The organism is Streptomyces sp. NPDC088124 (genome assembly GCF_040685895.1).
GTDB lineage: Bacteria > Actinomycetota > Actinomycetes > Streptomycetales > Streptomycetaceae > Streptomyces.
Genome location: NZ_JBFBJB010000003.1, coordinates 218,030 through 233,622 on the forward strand (window position 1 = coordinate 218,030; position 15,593 = coordinate 233,622).

13 protein-coding genes are annotated in these 15,593 nt (G+C 72.6%); 12 read left to right on the forward strand and 1 reads right to left on the reverse strand.

Annotated features, from left to right (window positions below; translation table 11 throughout):
* Nucleotides 1-299: 299 nt before the first annotated feature.
* The 11 genes from AB0P17_RS03710 to AB0P17_RS03760 all read left to right on the forward strand — a co-directional run bounded on the left by AB0P17_RS03710 (nt 300) and on the right by AB0P17_RS03760 (nt 13,390).
* Nucleotides 300-1,136, forward strand: a complete 837-nt coding sequence (locus AB0P17_RS03710; protein WP_365807245.1) for a helix-turn-helix domain-containing protein — start codon at nt 300-302, stop codon at nt 1,134-1,136.
* Entirely contained in the window at nt 1,133-2,071 is a 939-nt protein-coding gene (locus tag AB0P17_RS03715) for a helix-turn-helix domain-containing protein (RefSeq protein WP_365807247.1), read from the forward strand. The genes AB0P17_RS03710 and AB0P17_RS03715 overlap by 4 nt, the downstream gene beginning before the upstream one ends.
* A gap of 319 nt (nt 2,072-2,390) precedes the next feature.
* Nucleotides 2,391-3,506, forward strand: coding sequence for a DUF2690 domain-containing protein (locus tag AB0P17_RS03720; protein WP_365807249.1), 1,116 nt, complete (start codon nt 2,391-2,393; stop codon nt 3,504-3,506).
* A gap of 266 nt (nt 3,507-3,772) precedes the next feature.
* The gene (locus tag AB0P17_RS03725) at nt 3,773-4,762 is read left to right on the forward strand and encodes a malate dehydrogenase (protein ID WP_365807251.1); all 990 of its coding nucleotides are present in this window, start codon (nt 3,773-3,775) and stop codon (nt 4,760-4,762) included.
* Nucleotides 4,763-4,915: 153 nt separating this feature from the next.
* On the forward strand, nt 4,916-5,161 hold the full coding sequence (locus AB0P17_RS03730) for a helix-turn-helix transcriptional regulator (RefSeq protein WP_365807253.1): 246 nt from the start codon (nt 4,916-4,918) through the stop codon (nt 5,159-5,161).
* Nucleotides 5,161-5,700 (forward strand): hypothetical protein, encoded by a 540-nt coding sequence (locus AB0P17_RS03735; protein WP_365807255.1) that lies wholly within the window; start codon nt 5,161-5,163, stop codon nt 5,698-5,700. The genes AB0P17_RS03730 and AB0P17_RS03735 overlap by 1 nt, the downstream gene beginning before the upstream one ends.
* Nucleotides 5,701-5,947: 247 nt before the next feature.
* A complete protein-coding gene (locus tag AB0P17_RS03740; RefSeq protein WP_365807257.1) occupies nt 5,948-7,480 on the forward strand; it encodes an aldehyde dehydrogenase family protein in 1,533 nt (510 codons plus the stop codon).
* 115 nt (nt 7,481-7,595) lie between these two features.
* Nucleotides 7,596-9,185 carry a GMC oxidoreductase gene (locus AB0P17_RS03745; protein WP_365807338.1) on the forward strand — a complete coding sequence of 530 codons (1,590 nt, stop codon included), beginning with the start codon at nt 7,596-7,598 and terminating at the stop codon, nt 9,183-9,185.
* Entirely contained in the window at nt 9,182-10,372 is a 1,191-nt protein-coding gene (locus AB0P17_RS03750) for a glycine betaine/L-proline ABC transporter ATP-binding protein (protein ID WP_365807259.1), read from the forward strand. Before AB0P17_RS03745 ends, AB0P17_RS03750 begins: the two co-directional genes overlap by 4 nt.
* Nucleotides 10,369-12,393, forward strand: a complete 2,025-nt coding sequence (locus tag AB0P17_RS03755) for an ABC transporter permease subunit (RefSeq protein WP_365807261.1) — start codon at nt 10,369-10,371, stop codon at nt 12,391-12,393. Before AB0P17_RS03750 ends, AB0P17_RS03755 begins: the two co-directional genes overlap by 4 nt.
* A 1-nt stretch (nt 12,394) precedes the next feature.
* Nucleotides 12,395-13,390: an ABC transporter substrate-binding protein gene (locus tag AB0P17_RS03760; protein ID WP_365807263.1), complete on the forward strand. Its 996-nt coding sequence runs from the start codon at nt 12,395-12,397 to the stop codon at nt 13,388-13,390.
* A gap of 103 nt (nt 13,391-13,493) precedes the next feature.
* Here the strand turns inward: AB0P17_RS03760 and AB0P17_RS03765 are convergent, their stop codons facing one another.
* Entirely contained in the window at nt 13,494-14,006 is a 513-nt protein-coding gene (locus AB0P17_RS03765; RefSeq protein WP_365807264.1) for a carboxymuconolactone decarboxylase family protein, read from the reverse strand.
* Nucleotides 14,007-14,053: 47 nt separating this feature from the next.
* Between AB0P17_RS03765 and AB0P17_RS03770 the strand changes: the two genes are divergently transcribed.
* Nucleotides 14,054-15,550, forward strand: coding sequence for a PLP-dependent aminotransferase family protein (locus tag AB0P17_RS03770; protein ID WP_365807266.1), 1,497 nt, complete (start codon nt 14,054-14,056; stop codon nt 15,548-15,550).
* The last annotated feature ends 43 nt before the right edge of the window (nt 15,551-15,593 follow it).

Sequence of the window (15,593 nt, forward strand, 5' to 3'; positions counted from 1 at the left end):
ACCGCGCCGCCCGGTGTGCACCACAGACTGTTCCGTGTCAGGTCGGGGTACGGCCAGGCCGATCCGGCGAATGGGGCCCTCGTGGGACGGAAGCCACGCTGACCTGCGGTGATACACCTCCCCGTGGGACGCGGTGGGACGGTGTGGGACGGTCCGGCGCCTCCGGCGAGGAGTACGGAGGTGGCCGGAAGACGGTGGGTCCGGGTCAGCGGACGGAACCGCGCGTCGGACGGCGGCGCCATGGGGAGGAGAGGGTGTGGGGAGGTACCCCGGACATCCGACTTACGCATGAGGTGGACATGCCGCGTTGGAAAGAACTGCCTTCGGAGTTACCGGAGAAGGATTTACAACTGCTCATTCAGTTAAGGCGGCTCAAGGACCGGTCCGGCCTCGGGCTCACCGGCCTCGCGGCGAAGACCGGATACAGCCGCTCCTCCTGGGAGCGCTATCTCAACGGGAAGCAGCCGGTGCCCAGGGCGGCCGTGGAAGAACTGGCCCGGGCGTGCGGAGCGGATCCGACCCGGCTGCTCGTGCTGCACGAGGTGGCCGCGGATGCCAACGCGCGGACGGAGGCGGCGGAGCCGGGGACTGCCCCCGCGACCGCCGACTCCGCCGGCCGCGCCGAGAAGACGGAGGCGGAGGCGGAGTCGGCGGAGGCGGCAGCAGCGGAAGCGGCGGCGCCCCCGGAGACCGAGGAGCCGGGCGAGCCGCGGTCCCGGCTCCGGGCCCGGCGTGTGGTTCCGCTGTGGTGGGCGGTCGGCGGCGGACTCGTCGCCATGGCCGCCGCGTTCGGCGCCGGGCTGCTGCTCGCGCCGGACGACGGAGACTCGGAGAGCGTCCCTGCCGCCGTGGTGTATGCCCCCGGCCGTACGTACGAATGCGCCGACGACCGCAAGGACGGCGCCGCCTACGCCGGTCACAGCGTGACCCGCGAGGCGCTGGTCGATCTCAACGGGAACGGCCGCGACGTGGTCGAGGTGCAGTGCCTGCTGCGCAAACACGGCTTCGAACCGGGGGAGATCGACGGGCTCTACGGCGTCCGTACCAAGGAAGAGGTACGGAAGTTCCAGGCGCAGCGCGGTCTGGTGAGCGACGGCATCGTCGGTCCCGACACCTGGGGGGAGCTGCGCAGGTGAACGTCGGTCACCCGGTGGCCGCCGAATGCGCGCGGCTGGCCTCCGAGTTGAGCGCGTTACGGGAGCGTACGGGGCTGAGCCTGGCGGCCCTGGCCGCGCGGACTCCGTACAGCAAGTCGTCCTGGCAGCGCTACCTCAACGGTACGAAGCCTGTGCCGAGGACGGCGGTCACGGTGCTGTGCGCGCAGGCGCGCGAGCCGGCCGACCGGTTGCTCGCTCTCTGGGAACTGGCCGACGCGGCCTGGAGCGGCCGCGCCGACACGGTCTCCGCCGACACGGTCTCCGCCGACACGGTGCCCGCGGGCGTGGCCTCCGGGGGTACGGCCCCCGTTGGCGGGCGCGACGAGCGTGGCGGGCGCGACGGGTATGGCAGACGTGGCGGACGGGGCGGGCGCCTCGTCGCGTGGCTGCTCGCCGGCGCCGCGGTGGTCGGCGTCGGCGCGATCGCGCTGGTCGTCGCCCGGTCGCCCGGCGGCGAGGGGGCCGGAGTGGCGGGCGGGCGGCCCCCCGTGGCCGCGGAATGGCGTACGGCGAACCCGGTGGCGCCGAAGTGCGTCGGCGCCGCCTGCGTGGGGCTCAACCCGGGGGCGATGAACTGCGCGGTCGGGGACATGGTGACGACCCTGTCCACCTTCACGGGTTCGGGCGGACAGCGGCTGCAACTCCGGTACGGCGAGACCTGCCGCGCCCTGTGGCTGCGGACGACCGGGCTGCGGGTGGGGGAGTACGCGGAGTTGAGCGTGCCCGGCGGGCAGGCCCAGCGGATCGTGGTCCAGGACGCGCGCGCCGCCGAGAGCTATCTCTCCACGGACATCGCGGGCGACGGGAACGCGGCCTCGGCACGCATCTGCCTGGGTACCAAGACGACCGGTACCGGGACGACCGGTGCCGACGCGACCGCCGCCGATGAGTGCTTCGACTGGAAGCGGCCCTGAGCCCGACCGGCGGAACCGCTTCAAGATCTCCTTGGTGCCTGTGGCGCGGAAGTGACGATTCCGCCATGGTGTGAAGAGTCCGCAACGGATGGGAGACTGAAGTGGTGTTCGGGCCGGGGGCGCGCGCCGACGCGTTGGTACGGCTCCGAATGCTCCCGTGCGGGGCTCACCCAGGGCCTGGCATCCTGGCTGGGCGCGCCCGTCGCGGCGGCGGGAGTACGGCGCGGGGGGAACGGCGCCGGGGAGCAAGGACGGCGCCGGGGAGCAGGGACAGCGCGGGGTTCATCAGGCACGTGCGGGGGGACAAGGGGGAGGCGGAATGCCTCGTTGGAAGGCGCTACCGGAGGGGCTCGATCCGGAGGTCAGTGAGTTCACGAGCCAATTGCGCAGGCTCGTCGACCGCAGTGGTCTGAGCATCGCCGCCGTGTCCGACAGAACCGGCTACAGCAAGACGTCGTGGGAGCGTTATCTGAGCGGGCGGCTGCTCCCGCCCAAGGGCGCGGTCGTCGCGCTGGCCCAGGTCACCGGCACTCATCAGGGGCATCTGACCACGATGTGGGAGCTGGCGGAGCGGGCCTGGAGCCGTTCCGAGATGCGTCACGACATGACCATGGAAGCGATCCGTATCTCGCAGGCGCGGACAGCGCTCGCCGACTCCGGAAAGAATCCGGTCATCGGGGCGGGCGGTGCCGGCGGGGCCGGCTCCCGTGACGGCGGTGGCGGTGACGCGACGGTCCATCTCGGCCCCCGGCGTGGCTCCGTACCCGGGCAAGGGGCCCGCGGAGCCCATGGGGCACACGGGTCACACCGGGCGGACGGGGCGTCGCAGGTCTCCGCCGCGGCCGGGCGGGCACCCGGCGGACCGTCAGGTCCCGGCTCGGGCACCGGCCATCGCCCGGGTTCCGCTTCCGGTTCCGGTTCGGGGCGCAAGGGCGGCCGGCGCAAGGCGACGATCTTCGTGTCCGGTGTCGTCGGCGCGCTGGTGGTGATCGTCGCCGCGTTCACGCTGACCAGCCTCGGCGGTGACGGCGACGGCACGGCGGTCGCGCAGTCCCCGTCACCCAAGGCGTCCACCAGCGCACCGGTACTCCCCGAAGGGGTGAAGTGCGCCGGTGACGCGTGCGCCGGGAAGGATCCGGAGGCCATGGGGTGTGGCGGCCAACTCGCCCGTACGATCGCGAGCGCCACGGTCGGCACGGCGCTGGTCGAGGTCCGCTACAGCGAGACCTGCGGCGCCGCCTGGGCGCGAATAACGCAGGCGGCCCTCGGCGACGAGATACGGATCACCCCCGTGAAGGGGGAGAGCCAGAGCGGCGCGGTGGAGACCGCCACCAACGCGTACACCGCCATGTCCGCGGCGCCGGACGAGGCGAGCGTCAAGGCCTGCGCGACACTCAAGACCGGCGAGACGGGCTGCACCACGCCCCCGCAGTGAGCCGACCACCCGAACCGGCACCCGCATCGGCTCCGGCACCCGCACCCGCACCCGCACCGGCATCCGTCCGCGCCGTGAGGTGCCCCACAAAGGGGGCGCGGGCGCGGGCTGTCCCGGGTCGGATAGCCTGACCGCTGGATATCTCTTCACGTCAAGATTCGGATGACGGACGGTCGAACATCGGTCCGCATGCGGAGTGGTGCTGGGGAGATGTCCCGCATCAGGGGCAGGGACCCCCACCGCCAGACTGTCTTACGGAGACCGCCATGACCCGCACTCCCGTGAATGTCACCGTCACCGGCGCGGCCGGCCAGATCGGTTACGCGCTGCTCTTCCGCATCGCCTCCGGCCAGCTCCTCGGCGCGGACGTGCCGGTCAAGCTGCGTCTCCTCGAAATCCCCCAAGGCCTCAAGGCCGCCGAGGGCACCGCGATGGAGCTGGACGACTGCGCCTTCCCGCTGCTCCGCGGCATCGAGATCACCGACGACCCGAACGTCGCCTTCGACGGCGCGAACGTCGCCCTTCTGGTCGGCGCCCGCCCCCGTACGAAGGGCATGGAGCGCGGCGACCTGCTCGCGGCCAACGGCGGCATCTTCAAGCCGCAGGGCAAGGCGATCAACGACCACGCCGCCGACGACATCAAGGTCCTCGTCGTGGGCAACCCGGCCAATACCAACGCCCTGATCGCCCAGGCCGCGGCCCCGGACGTACCCCGCGAGCGCTTCACCGCCATGACGCGCCTCGACCACAACCGCGCCATCTTCCAGCTCGCGGCCAAGACCGGCGCCACGGTCTCGGACATCAAGCGGCTGACGATCTGGGGCAACCACTCCGCCACGCAGTACCCGGACATCTTCCACGCGGAGATCGCCGGCAAGAACGCCGCGGAGACCGTCAACGACGAGGCGTGGCTGGCCGACACCTTCATCCCGACCGTCGCCAAGCGCGGCGCGGCGATCATCGAGGCCCGTGGCGCGTCCTCGGCCGCCTCCGCCGCCAACGCGGCCATCGACCACGTGTACACGTGGGTCAACGGCACCGCCGAGGGCGACTGGACCTCGATGGGTATCCCGTCGGACGGTTCCTACGGTGTGGCGGAGGGCCTGATCTCCTCCTTCCCGGTCACCACCAAGAACGGTGCCTACGAGATCGTCCAGGGCCTGGAGATCAACGACTTCTCCCGCGCCCGGATCGACGCCTCGGTCAAGGAGCTGGCGGAGGAGCGCGACGCCGTGCGCGAGCTCGGCCTGATCTGACCCGCCTGATCCGACCAGTCTGATCTGACCCACCTGATCTGACCGGACCCCGCTGAACGAAGGCCCCGTACCGCCGGACCACCACCGGCCGTACGGGGCTTTTTCGCGCCACCGGTGTTGTCAACCTCTTCGTGAATGTAGTACTTCTTATACATGAGCGAGCAGGTGCACAACAGGCTGGCCGTGGTGAGGGCCGAACGGAACGTGTCACGCCAGCAGTTGGCCGAGGCAGTGGGAGCCCACTACCAGACCGTCGGCTACATCGAGCGGGGGCAGTACAACCCCAGCCTCGACCTGGCCTTGAGGATCGCGGAGTACTTCGGCCTCCCGGTGGAGGCGCTGTTCTCCCTCGAACCCTTCAGCCCGCTCACGGACAAGGTCTACGGGAGGAAGCAGTGATGACCGCACGAGAGACGGCGGGGCGGCCGGCGCCGACGCCGGCGCCCACGGCGTACGACCGGCGCATGCACGCGCTGATGAACCGGGGCGAGGCCCGGCTGTTCCATGCGACGGCCGCCCGACGGCGACTGGTCGTCGCCACCCACATCGCGCTGACCGTGTCCATCGCGGTGACCTGGGGTGTGGCACAGGCCACGGAGCGGATCTGGCTCCTCCTCGTGATGATCGGGCTGCTGCTGCCCTGGTTCCTGGCGACCGGCGTCATCAACAGCGCCACGCGCGGGCTGCTGGAGCTGCGCGGCCGGGTGCTGGACGAGCGGCAGCGCGCGGAGCGCGACCGGGTCGGCGCGCGGGCCCACCGGACGATGCTCGTCCTGCTGCTGGGCGGCACGCTCGGCTTCATCGGGCTGCGGGTGCTCGGGGACACGGAGGTGACGGTGTCGCTGCCGTACGCCTTGGCCGTGGCGCTGATCACGCACTGGCTGATGCCGCTGTGGGTGGCCGGACTCCGGGTCCAGGACGAGCCCGCGGAGGACTGAGCACCGTAGGACGGCGTGACGGGAAGCGACACCCACCGAGGCGGCGCCCGGAGTGGCGGCACCCGGGGAGGCGGCACCTGCCGAGGCGGCGCCCGGAGTGGCGGCACCCGGGGAGGCGGCACCTGCCGAGGCGGCGCCCGGAGTGGCGGCACCCGTCGAGTGACACGAGGCACTTTCCGTCACGCCGTACGCATGCTTTCCACCCCCCTGGGCAGATGCCTGAATCGCCAGTTCTCGCTGGTGAGGAATGTTCCGGGAATGGAAGGCAATACGCGACGTGTCGGCACAACAGACGATTCATGTGGACGGAAAGTGGCGCCCGGCCGCCTCCGGGGCCACGCGGGACATCCTCGACCCCGCCGACGCGACCGTGCTCGCCGTCGTCTCCGAGGGCGGGGCCCAGGACGCCGACGCCGCGGTCGCCGCCGCGCGGGCCGCCTTCGACCACGGCCCCTGGCCGCGTACCCCGGTCGCCGAGCGGGCCGCGCTGCTGCGCAGGACCGCCGACCTGCTGACACGTAACCGCGAGAAGATAGCGCTGCTGGAGAGCAAGGACTCCGGCAAGACCCTCGAAGAGGGGCGCGTCGACGTCGACTGCGTCGCGGACGCCTTCCGCTACTTCGCGGACCTCGTGATGAACGAGAGCGGCGGCCGGGTCGTCGACGCCGGCTCGGACACCGTCCACAGCGTGGTCGTCCACGAGCCCGTCGGGGTCTGCGCGCTGATCACCCCCTGGAACTATCCCCTCCTCCAGGCGAGCTGGAAGATCGCCCCGGCGCTCGCCGCGGGCAACACGTTCGTCATCAAGCCGAGCGAGATCACCCCGCTCTCCACGGTCGACCTCATCGACCTGCTCGCCGAGGCGGGACTGCCGCCCGGCGTCGCCAACCTCGTGACCGGAGCCGGTGACCCGGTCGGCGCCCGGCTCTCCGCCCACCCCGACGTGGACCTCGTCTCGTTCACCGGGGGGCTCGGCAGCGGTACGAAGGTGATGGCGGCGGCGGCCCCGGGCGTGAAGAAGGTCGCCCTCGAACTCGGCGGCAAGAACCCGAACGTCGTCTTCGCGGACGCCTGCGCCACCGACGAGGGCTTCGACACCGCCGTCGACCAGGCGCTGAACGCCGCCTTCATGCACAGCGGCCAGGTCTGCTCCGCCGGCTCCCGGCTCATCGTCGAGGAGTCCCTGCGCGAGCGCTTCGTCGCGGAACTCGCCCGCCGCGCCGGCCGGATCCGCCTCGGCCGGGGCACCGAGGACGCCGTGGAGTGCGGCCCGCTCGTCTCCGCGCGGCAGCTCGCCAGGACCGAGGAGTACGTCGCCTCCGCGCTCGCCGAGGGCGCCGTGCTGCGCTCCGGCGGCAAGCGGCCCGCGCCGTCCGCCACCCGGCCCGAAGGCGGCTACTTCTACGAGCCGACCGTCCTCGACCAGTGCCACCGCGAGATGCGCGTCGTACGGGAGGAGGTCTTCGGCCCCGTCCTGACGGTCGAGACCTTCCGTACGGAGGACGAGGCGGTCGCCCTCGCCAACGACACCGAGTACGGGCTCGCGGGCGGCGTGTGGAGCGCGGATCCGGGGCGCGCGCGGCGCGTGGCCGGCCGGCTGCGGCACGGCACCGTCTGGATCAACGACTTCCACCCCTACCTCCCGCAGGCCGAGTGGGGCGGATTCGGCAAGTCCGGCATCGGACGCGAACTCGGGCCCGCGGGGCTCGCGGAGTACCGCGAGGCCAAGCACGTCTACCAGAACCTCGAACCGCGCCCGGTCCGCTGGTTCGCGGGCTGACGTACGTACGTACCGGCGTACGGGAACCAGCCCGCAACCGCACCGGAACCGCGCTGGAACAGCGCCGCAAGAACCTCGTACGACCCTCCGGCAGAGGAGCAGACCACTCGTGGACATGGCGGACAAGGCGAACAAGGCGGACCTGGCGGATGCGACGGATGCGACGGCGGAGACGTACGACTACGTCGTCGTCGGAGGCGGCACGGCCGGCTCGGTGATCGCCTCCCGGCTCACCGAGCGCCCCGGCGTCACCGTCGCCGTCATCGAGGGCGGCCCCTCCGACGTCGACCGCGAGGACGTACTGACCCTGCGGCGCTGGATGGGGCTGCTGGGCGGCGAGCTGGACTACGACTACCCGACGACCGAGCAGCCGCGCGGCAACTCGCACATCCGGCACAGCCGCGCCCGGGTGCTGGGCGGCTGCTCCTCGCACAACACGCTCATCGCCTTCAAGCCGCTGCCGTCCGACTGGGACGAGTGGGCCGCGGCCGGCGCCGAGGGCTGGGACGCGGGCTCCATGGACCCGTACTTCGCCCGGCTGCGCAACAACGTCGTGCCCGTCGACGAGCGCGACCGCAACGCCATCGCCCGCGACTTCGTCGACGCCGCGCAGGCCGCGCTCGGCGTCCCCCGCGTCGAAGGCTTCAACAGGAAGCCCTTCCACGAGGGCGTCGGCTTCTTCGACCTCGCCTACCACCCGGAGAACAACAAGCGCTCCTCGGCCTCCGTCGCCTACCTCCACCCCTTCCTCGACCGCCCCAATCTCCATCTGCTGCTGGAGACCTGGGCGTACCGGCTGGAGTTCGAGGGCACCCGCGCCACGGGCGTACGGGTGCGGACGGCGGACGGTACGGAGAAGCTGGTCGAGGCCCGCACCGAGGTCCTCGTCTGCGCGGGCGCCGTCGACACGCCCCGGCTGCTGCTGCACTCGGGCATCGGCCCGCGCGCGGACCTGGAGAAGCTCGGCATCCCCGTCGTCCACGACCTGCCGGGCGTCGGCGAGAACCTGCTCGACCACCCCGAGTCGGTGATCGTCTGGGAGACCGACGGACCGATCCCGGAGAACTCGGCGATGGACTCCGACGCGGGGCTGTTCGTCCGGCGCGATCCGGAGACCGAGGGCCCGGACCTGATGTTCCACTTCTACCAGATCCCCTTCACCGACAACCCGGAGCGCCTCGGGTACCAACGCCCCGAGCACGGCGTGTCGATGACCCCGAACATCCCCAAGCCGCGCAGCCGGGGCCGGCTGTACCTCACGAGCGCGGACCCGGAGGTCAAACCCGCCCTGGACTTCCGCTACTTCACCGACGAGGACGATTACGACGGACGTACGCTCGTCGACGGCATCAGGATCGCGCGCCGGGTCGCCGCCGCCGAGCCGCTGTCGGCCTGGCTGAAGCGCGAGGTCGCGCCGGGCCCGGAGATCACCTCCGACGAGGAACTGAGCGAGTACGCCCGTAAGTGCGCCCACACCGTGTACCACCCCGCCGGTACCTGCCGGATGGGTGCCGCCACCGATGAACAGGCCGTCGTCGCACCCGATCTGCGGATCCGGGGACTCGAATCCATCCGTGTCGCCGACGCGTCGGTCTTCCCGACGATGCCGGCGGTGAACCCGATGATCGGGGTCCTGATGGTCGGGGAGAAGTGCGCGGAGCTGCTCATCGAGGCAGCCACCGAGGAGAAAGGGCTGATCCGATGAGCGAACTCGACCGATCCGAAGCCGTCACCGGGAAGAGCGGGGGCGTGAGCGGGGGCGGTACGGACGGACAGCCGCCCGTCTTCGCCGTACGCGACCTGTGGAAGGTCTTCGGCCCGGGGGCCGCCCGCGTACCCGCCGACCCGGAACTCGCCGCGCTCCCCGCGCCCGAGCTGCGGGAACGCACCGGGTGTACCGCCGCCGTACGCGATGTCTCCTTCGACGTCCGCAAGGGCGAGGTCTTCGTCGTCATGGGTCTGTCGGGCTCCGGGAAGTCCACACTCGTACGCTGTCTGACCCGGCTCATCGAGCCGACGTCCGGCGCGATAGCCATCGACGGCGAGGACGTCCTGTCGATGGACCGGACCCGGCTGCGCGCCCTGCGCCGGCACCGGGCCGCCATGGTCTTCCAGCACTTCGGCCTGCTGCCGCACCGCTCCGTGCTCGACAACGTCGCCTACGGCCTGGAGATCCAGGGCGTGGCCCGCGCCGAACGCCGCGCGAAGGCCGCCGAGGTCGTCGGCAAGGTCGGCCTCGACGGACTGGAGGACCGCAGGCCCGGACAGCTCTCCGGCGGCCAGCAGCAGCGCGTCGGGCTGGCCCGCGCGCTCGCCGTCGACCCCGAGGTGCTCCTCTTCGACGAGCCGTTCAGCGCGCTCGACCCGCTGATCCGCCGCGAGATGCAGGAGGAGGTCATCCGGCTGCACCGCGAGGAGGGCCGCACGATGGTCTTCATCACCCATGACCTCAACGAGGCGCTGCGCCTCGGCGACCGCATCGCGCTGATGCGCGACGGCCGGATCGTCCAGCTCGGCACGCCCGAGGAGATCGTCGGGCAGCCGGCCGACGCGTACGTACGGGACTTCGTCCGCGACGTACCCCGCGAGCAGGTCATCACCGTACGCGCGGCCATGCGGCCCGGTGTTCCCGGGGACACCGCCACGGGCCCGGCCCTCGCGCCGACCGCCACCGTCTCCGAGGCGATCGAGGCCGTGGCCCGCTCCGGCGACACGGCGGCGCGGGTCGTCGACGCGGGCCGGCTCGTCGGCGTCGTCGACCACGCGTGCCTGCTCGGCGTGGTCGCCGGTACGGACCCGGCGAGCAGCCCGAGCAGCCAGGGGAGCGGTACGGAGGAGGGTACGGACCCGGCGGCGCGGCCCGGGAACGGAGAGGCGGCGGCCCTCCGATGACCACCGCCACCGGCACCCCCGGAGCCCCCGGAACCCCTGGAGCCTCCCGGACCCTGGGGGCGGCCGCCGCCCTCGCCGCCACGCCGGGCCGCCGGCGCGGGCTCGGCAAGCTGCTGCTGCTCGCGGTCTTCGCCGCCGTCCTCGTCCCGCTGGCCCTGACCCGCTGGCCCGGCACCGTCTGGCCCGAGGCGCTGACCGTCGACCTCTCCGGCCCGCTCGGCGGCGCCAGCGACTGGATCATCGACAACCGCGACAGCCACCCGCTCTTCCTCTACTTCCTCGGCCATGTCAGCAACGCCGTCGTCTTCTCCGTGCGCGCCGTCTACCTGCTGCTCCTCGCCATGGGCTGGGCCGGGGTCACCGCGGCGGCCGGCCTGATCGCCTGGCGCGTCGCGGGCGGGCGCCTCGCCCTCACCACCGCCGGCTCCGTCGCCCTGTGCGGCGTGCTCGGCATGTGGGTGCCGACCATGCAGACGCTCGCGCTGATGGTCGTCGCCGTCGCCGCGTCCGTGGTCGTCGGCGGGCTCCTCGGTCTCGCCGCCGGACTCTCCGACCGGCTCCACCGCGCGCTGCGCCCGGTGTTCGACACCATGCAGGTGCTGCCCGCCTTCGCCTATCTGCTGCCGGTCGTGCTGATCTTCGGCATCGGCGTCCCCGCGGCGGTCCTGGCGACCGTCGTGTACGCGGCCCCGCCGATGGCCCGGCTCACCGCGCTCGGCCTGCGGGGCGCCGACCCCGGCGTGATGGAAGCCGTCACCTCCCTCGGCGCGACGCCGGGGCAGCGGCTGCTGACCGCGCGCCTGCCGCTCGCCCGCAAACAGCTCCTCCTCGGCCTCAACCAGACGATCATGATGGCCCTCTCGATGGCCGTCATCGCCTCCGTGATCGGCGCCGGGGGCCTCGGCGACCGCGTCTACCAGGCGCTGGCCTCGGTCGACGTCGGCGCGGCGCTCGCCGCCGGGCTGCCGATCGTGCTGCTCGCCGTGGTCCTCGACCGGACGACCGCCGCGGCCGGCTCCGGCCTGGACCGCCCCTCCGGTACGCCGTCGGCGGTGGCGGCCCGGTTCCGTACGGGATGGCGCGGCTGGGCCGTGGCGGCCGGGGCCGCCGCCCTCGTCGCGCTCGCCGGACGCCTCCTGGACCGGCTCGACTGGCCGGCGGGGTGGACGCTCGCCATCGCGGGGCCCGTCAACAGCGCCGTCGACTGGATGACCGCCCACCTCTACTCGGGCGTCCCCGTCGTGGGCGGCACCGCCGACTGGGCCGGCCGCTTCACCACCTGGGTGCTCGACCCGCTGCGCGGCGGACTCCAGGGGCTGCCCTGGTGGGCGCTGCTGCTGATCGTCGCCGGGCTCGCCCTGCTCATCGGCACCTGGCGGACCGCGCTCACCGCCGTCCTCGCGCTGGCCGCCATCGGTGTGCTCGGCGTCTGGAAGCCGTCGCTGGACACGCTCTCCCAGGTGCTGGCCGCCGTCGCGGTCACCCTGGTCATCGGCTTCGCCACCGGGATCGCGGCGGCCCGCAGCGCCCGCTTCGAGGCGCTGCTCCGCCCGGTCCTCGACGTCTTCCAGACCCTGCCGCAGTTCGTCTACCTGATCCCCGTCGTGGCGCTCTTCGGCGTGGGCCGGGCCCCCGCGGTGGCCGCGGCCGTCGTCTACGCGCTGCCCGCCGTCGTCCGCATCACCACCCAGGGGCTGCGCCAGGTCGACCCGGCGGCGCTGGAGTCCGCGCGCTCGCTCGGCGCGACCGGCGGCCAGCAGCTGCGCCAGGTCCAACTGCCCCTCGCCGGGCCCGCGCTGCGCCTCGCGCTCAACCAGGGCGTGGTCCTCGTCCTCGCCGTCGTCATCATCGGCGGACTGGTCGGCGGCGGGGCGCTCGGTTACGACGTGGTGTTCGGCCTGGCCCAGGGCGACCTGGCGACCGGCCTGGTCGCGGGCGCCGCGATCGTCTGCCTCGGTCTGATGCTGGACCGGGTGACCCAGCCCACGGAACGCCGTGGCGGAGAGAGGAAGGGGGCCTGACATGGCACGCACCGGAACGCGTTCCCGCGGGCGGGTCCGTCCGCGTACCGCGGGGGTCCTCGCCACGGTGACCGCGCTGCTGGCCGTCACCGGCTGTGGCGCGGCCGACATGACCAAGCAGGCGTCCCCGTACGCCAACGCGCAGGGCTCGAAGACCGTCACCCTCTCCGTGCAGTCGTGGGTGGGGGCCCAGGCCAACGTGGCCGTGGCGACCTATCTCCTCGAACACGAGCTGGGCTACCGCGTGGACACCGTCCAGATCGACGAGGTCCCCGCGTGGGACGCCCTCAGCCAGGGCCGGGTCGACGCGATCCTGGAGGACTGGGGCCACCCCGAACAGGAACAGCGCTACATCGAGGACAAGAAGACCATCACGCCGGGCGGCGGGCTCGGGGTCACCGGCCACATCGGCTGGTTCGTCCCCACGTACTTCGCGAAGCAGCACCCGGACGTGACGGACTGGCGAAACCTCAACAAGTACGCGGACCAGTTCCGTACCCCGGAGAGCGGCGGCAAGGGCCAGTTGCTGGACGGCTCACCGTCGTACGTCACCAACGACAAGGCATTGGTGGCCAATCTGAAACTGGACTACCAAGTGGTCTTCTCGGGCTCCGAGGCGGCCCAGATCACCCAGATCCAGCAGTTCGCCAAGGAGAAGAAGCCCTTCCTGACCTACTGGTACACGCCGCAGTGGCTGTTCCAGAAGGTCCCCATGACGGAGGTGAAGCTCCCGGAGTACAAGGAGGGCTGCGACGCCGACGCGAAGAAGGTCGCCTGCGCCTATCCGCACACCCCCCTCCAGAAGTACCTGAACGCGGACTTCGCGGAGCAGGGCGGCGGAGCGGCGACCCTGCTGAAGAACTTCCGCTGGACGACCGAGGCGCAGAACGAGGTCGCCCTGATGATCGCCGAGCAGAAGCTCACACCGGAGGAAGCGGCGGAGAGGTGGGTCGGGGCGAACGAGCCGACGTGGCGGAAGTGGCTGCCGAAGTCGTAAGCGGACGCCGAAGGCGTAGGAGGCCGGTGCGACGCCGGTGCGACGCATGCGCGAGGCCTGTGCGAGGCGTGCGAGGCCCGTGCGGCCGACGGCGTCCGTTGTGTTACTTGTAGCTGCCCGGGGTGTAGTGGCCCGGGACGCCACGGGTGGTCACGGCGAAGCGGTTCCAGGCGTTGATCACCGTGATCGCCGAGATGAGATGGGCCAGCTCGGTCTCGTCGAAGTGCGCGGCGACCCTCGCGTACACCTCGTCCGGCACGAAGCCGACGGTCAGTACGGTGATCGCCTCGGTCAGCTCGATCGCCGCGATCTCCTTCGCCGTGTAGAAGTGCCGGGACTCCTCCCACGCGCTGAGCTGCACGATCCGCTCCACCGACTCGCCGGCCGCCAGTGCGTCCTTCGAGTGCATGTCGAGGCAGAAGGCGCAGTGGTTGAGCTGCGAGGCACGGATCTTGACCAGTTCGAGCAGGGTCGGGTCCACCCCCTGCCGGGCCGCCGCGTCCAGCCGGACCATGGCCTTGTAGACGTCGGGGACGAGCTTTGCGAGGTCGAGGCGGGGGGTGTGCTCGGGCAGGGTGCCGGTCGTGTTCGTCGTGTCTGTCGTGTCTGTTGTCATGAGTACGACGCTACGCCGCCAGTGGCACAGGGCTATGGTCCATTTCCATGACAGATTCCTGGGCCAATCGGCGCCCCGAGCCCTCGTCCGCAAACGGGCCACTGCCTGCGAACGGGCCATCGGACACGGACCGGCCGCCCGGCCTGACGGTCTCCTTCGGCGGCGACCTCCACCTGGAACTGCGCGGCCCCCGGCTGCGCGCCGGCCTGATGGACGCCCTGCGGGACGCCGTCCGTACGGGCCGGCTCGCGCCCGGCACCCGGCTGCCGTCCTCCCGCTCCCTCGCCGCCGATCTGGGCGTCGCCCGTAACACCGTGGCCGACGCCTACGCCGAACTCGTCGCCGAGGGCTGGCTCGTCGCCCGGCAGGGCTCGGGCACCCGCGTCGCCAGGCGCTCCGCGCCGCGCCGGACCACGCCGGTGGCGATCGGGGGCCGCCGCGACCCGGGCCGCGCCGCGCACAGCCTGCTCGCGGGGACCCCCGACCTCGCCGCGTTCCCCCGCGCGCAGTGGCTGACGGCGGCCCGCCGCGCCCTGACCGCCGCGCCGTACGACGCCTTCGGCTACGGCGACCCGCGCGGCCGGATCGAGCTGCGGACCGTCCTCGCCGACTACCTGGCGCGGGCGCGCGGGGTGGACGTCACCCCGGAGCGGATCGTCGTCTGCGCGGGCTTCGTCCACGGGCTGAGCCTGCTCGCGCAGGTGCTCAGGGCGCGCCGGGTGCGGGCCGTGGCCGTCGAGGCGTACGGGCTGCGGCACCACCGCGCCAAGCTGGCCGGCGCCGGGATCCGCACACCCGCGCTCGGCCTCGACGGGCGCGGCACCCGCACCGAGGAACTGCCGGAACTGGCCCGTACCCAGGGCGTCGGCGCGGTGCTGATGACCCCGGCACACCAGTTCCCGACGGGCGGCGCCCTCCACCCCGACCGGCGTGCGGCGGCGGTCGACTGGGCGCGCGCCACGGGCGGGCTGCTCCTGGAGGACGACTACGACGGGGAGTTCCGCTACGACCGCCAGCGCGTCGGGGCGCTCCAGGGGCTCGACGCGGAGCGGGTGGTCTACCTCGGTACGGCCAGCAAGTCCCTGGCCCCCGGGCTGCGGCTGGGCTGGCTGGTGGTGCCGGACGGGGTGGTGGAGGAAGTGGCGGCGGTGAAGGAGACCACCGGCTGGGCGTCGAGCGCGCTGGACCAGCTCACGCTCGCGGAGTTCATCGCCTCGGGCGCGTACGACCGCCATGTCCGCGCCATGCGGCTGCGCTACCGGCGCCGTCGCGACCAGCTCACCGAGGCCCTCGCGGCCCGGGCCCCCGACGTCCGGGTGACCGGGGTCGCGGCCGGGCTGCACGCCGTCATCGAGCTGCCGCCGGGCATGGAACGCGCGGTGGTCGAGGGCGCGGCCTGGCAGGGCCTGGCCCTGGAAGGCCTGGCCGACTTCCGCCACCCGTCGACACCACCGGGCCCGGACGCCCTGGTCGTCGGCTACGGCACCCCGCCCGACAGCGCGTGGGCGGGCGCCCTGGACGCCCTGTGCCGCGCCCTGCCGTGACGCCGGGCCCGGCGGCGAACGGCCGCGCGGGGCACGGCACCGA

Excerpts from the sequence above, each read along its gene's own strand:
- AB0P17_RS03710 (WP_365807245.1), top strand. The coding sequence starts at position 300 with ATGCCGCGTTGGAAAGAACTGCCTTCGGAGTTACCGGAGAAGGATTTA.
- AB0P17_RS03720 (WP_365807249.1), top strand. The coding sequence starts at position 2,391 with ATGCCTCGTTGGAAGGCGCTACCGGAGGGGCTCGATCCGGAGGTCAGT.
- AB0P17_RS03725 (WP_365807251.1), top strand. The coding sequence starts at position 3,773 with ATGACCCGCACTCCCGTGAATGTCACCGTCACCGGCGCGGCCGGCCAG.
- AB0P17_RS03730 (WP_365807253.1), top strand. The coding sequence starts at position 4,916 with ATGAGCGAGCAGGTGCACAACAGGCTGGCCGTGGTGAGGGCCGAACGG.
- AB0P17_RS03735 (WP_365807255.1), top strand. The coding sequence starts at position 5,161 with ATGACCGCACGAGAGACGGCGGGGCGGCCGGCGCCGACGCCGGCGCCC.
- AB0P17_RS03740 (WP_365807257.1), top strand. The coding sequence starts at position 5,948 with ATGTTCCGGGAATGGAAGGCAATACGCGACGTGTCGGCACAACAGACG.
- AB0P17_RS03745 (WP_365807338.1), top strand. The coding sequence starts at position 7,596 with ATGGCGGACAAGGCGAACAAGGCGGACCTGGCGGATGCGACGGATGCG.
- AB0P17_RS03750 (WP_365807259.1), top strand. The coding sequence starts at position 9,182 with ATGAGCGAACTCGACCGATCCGAAGCCGTCACCGGGAAGAGCGGGGGC.
- AB0P17_RS03755 (WP_365807261.1), top strand. The coding sequence starts at position 10,369 with ATGACCACCGCCACCGGCACCCCCGGAGCCCCCGGAACCCCTGGAGCC.
- AB0P17_RS03760 (WP_365807263.1), top strand. The coding sequence starts at position 12,395 with ATGGCACGCACCGGAACGCGTTCCCGCGGGCGGGTCCGTCCGCGTACC.
- AB0P17_RS03765 (WP_365807264.1), bottom strand. The coding sequence starts at position 14,006 with ATGACAACAGACACGACAGACACGACGAACACGACCGGCACCCTGCCC.
- AB0P17_RS03770 (WP_365807266.1), top strand. The coding sequence starts at position 14,054 with ATGACAGATTCCTGGGCCAATCGGCGCCCCGAGCCCTCGTCCGCAAAC.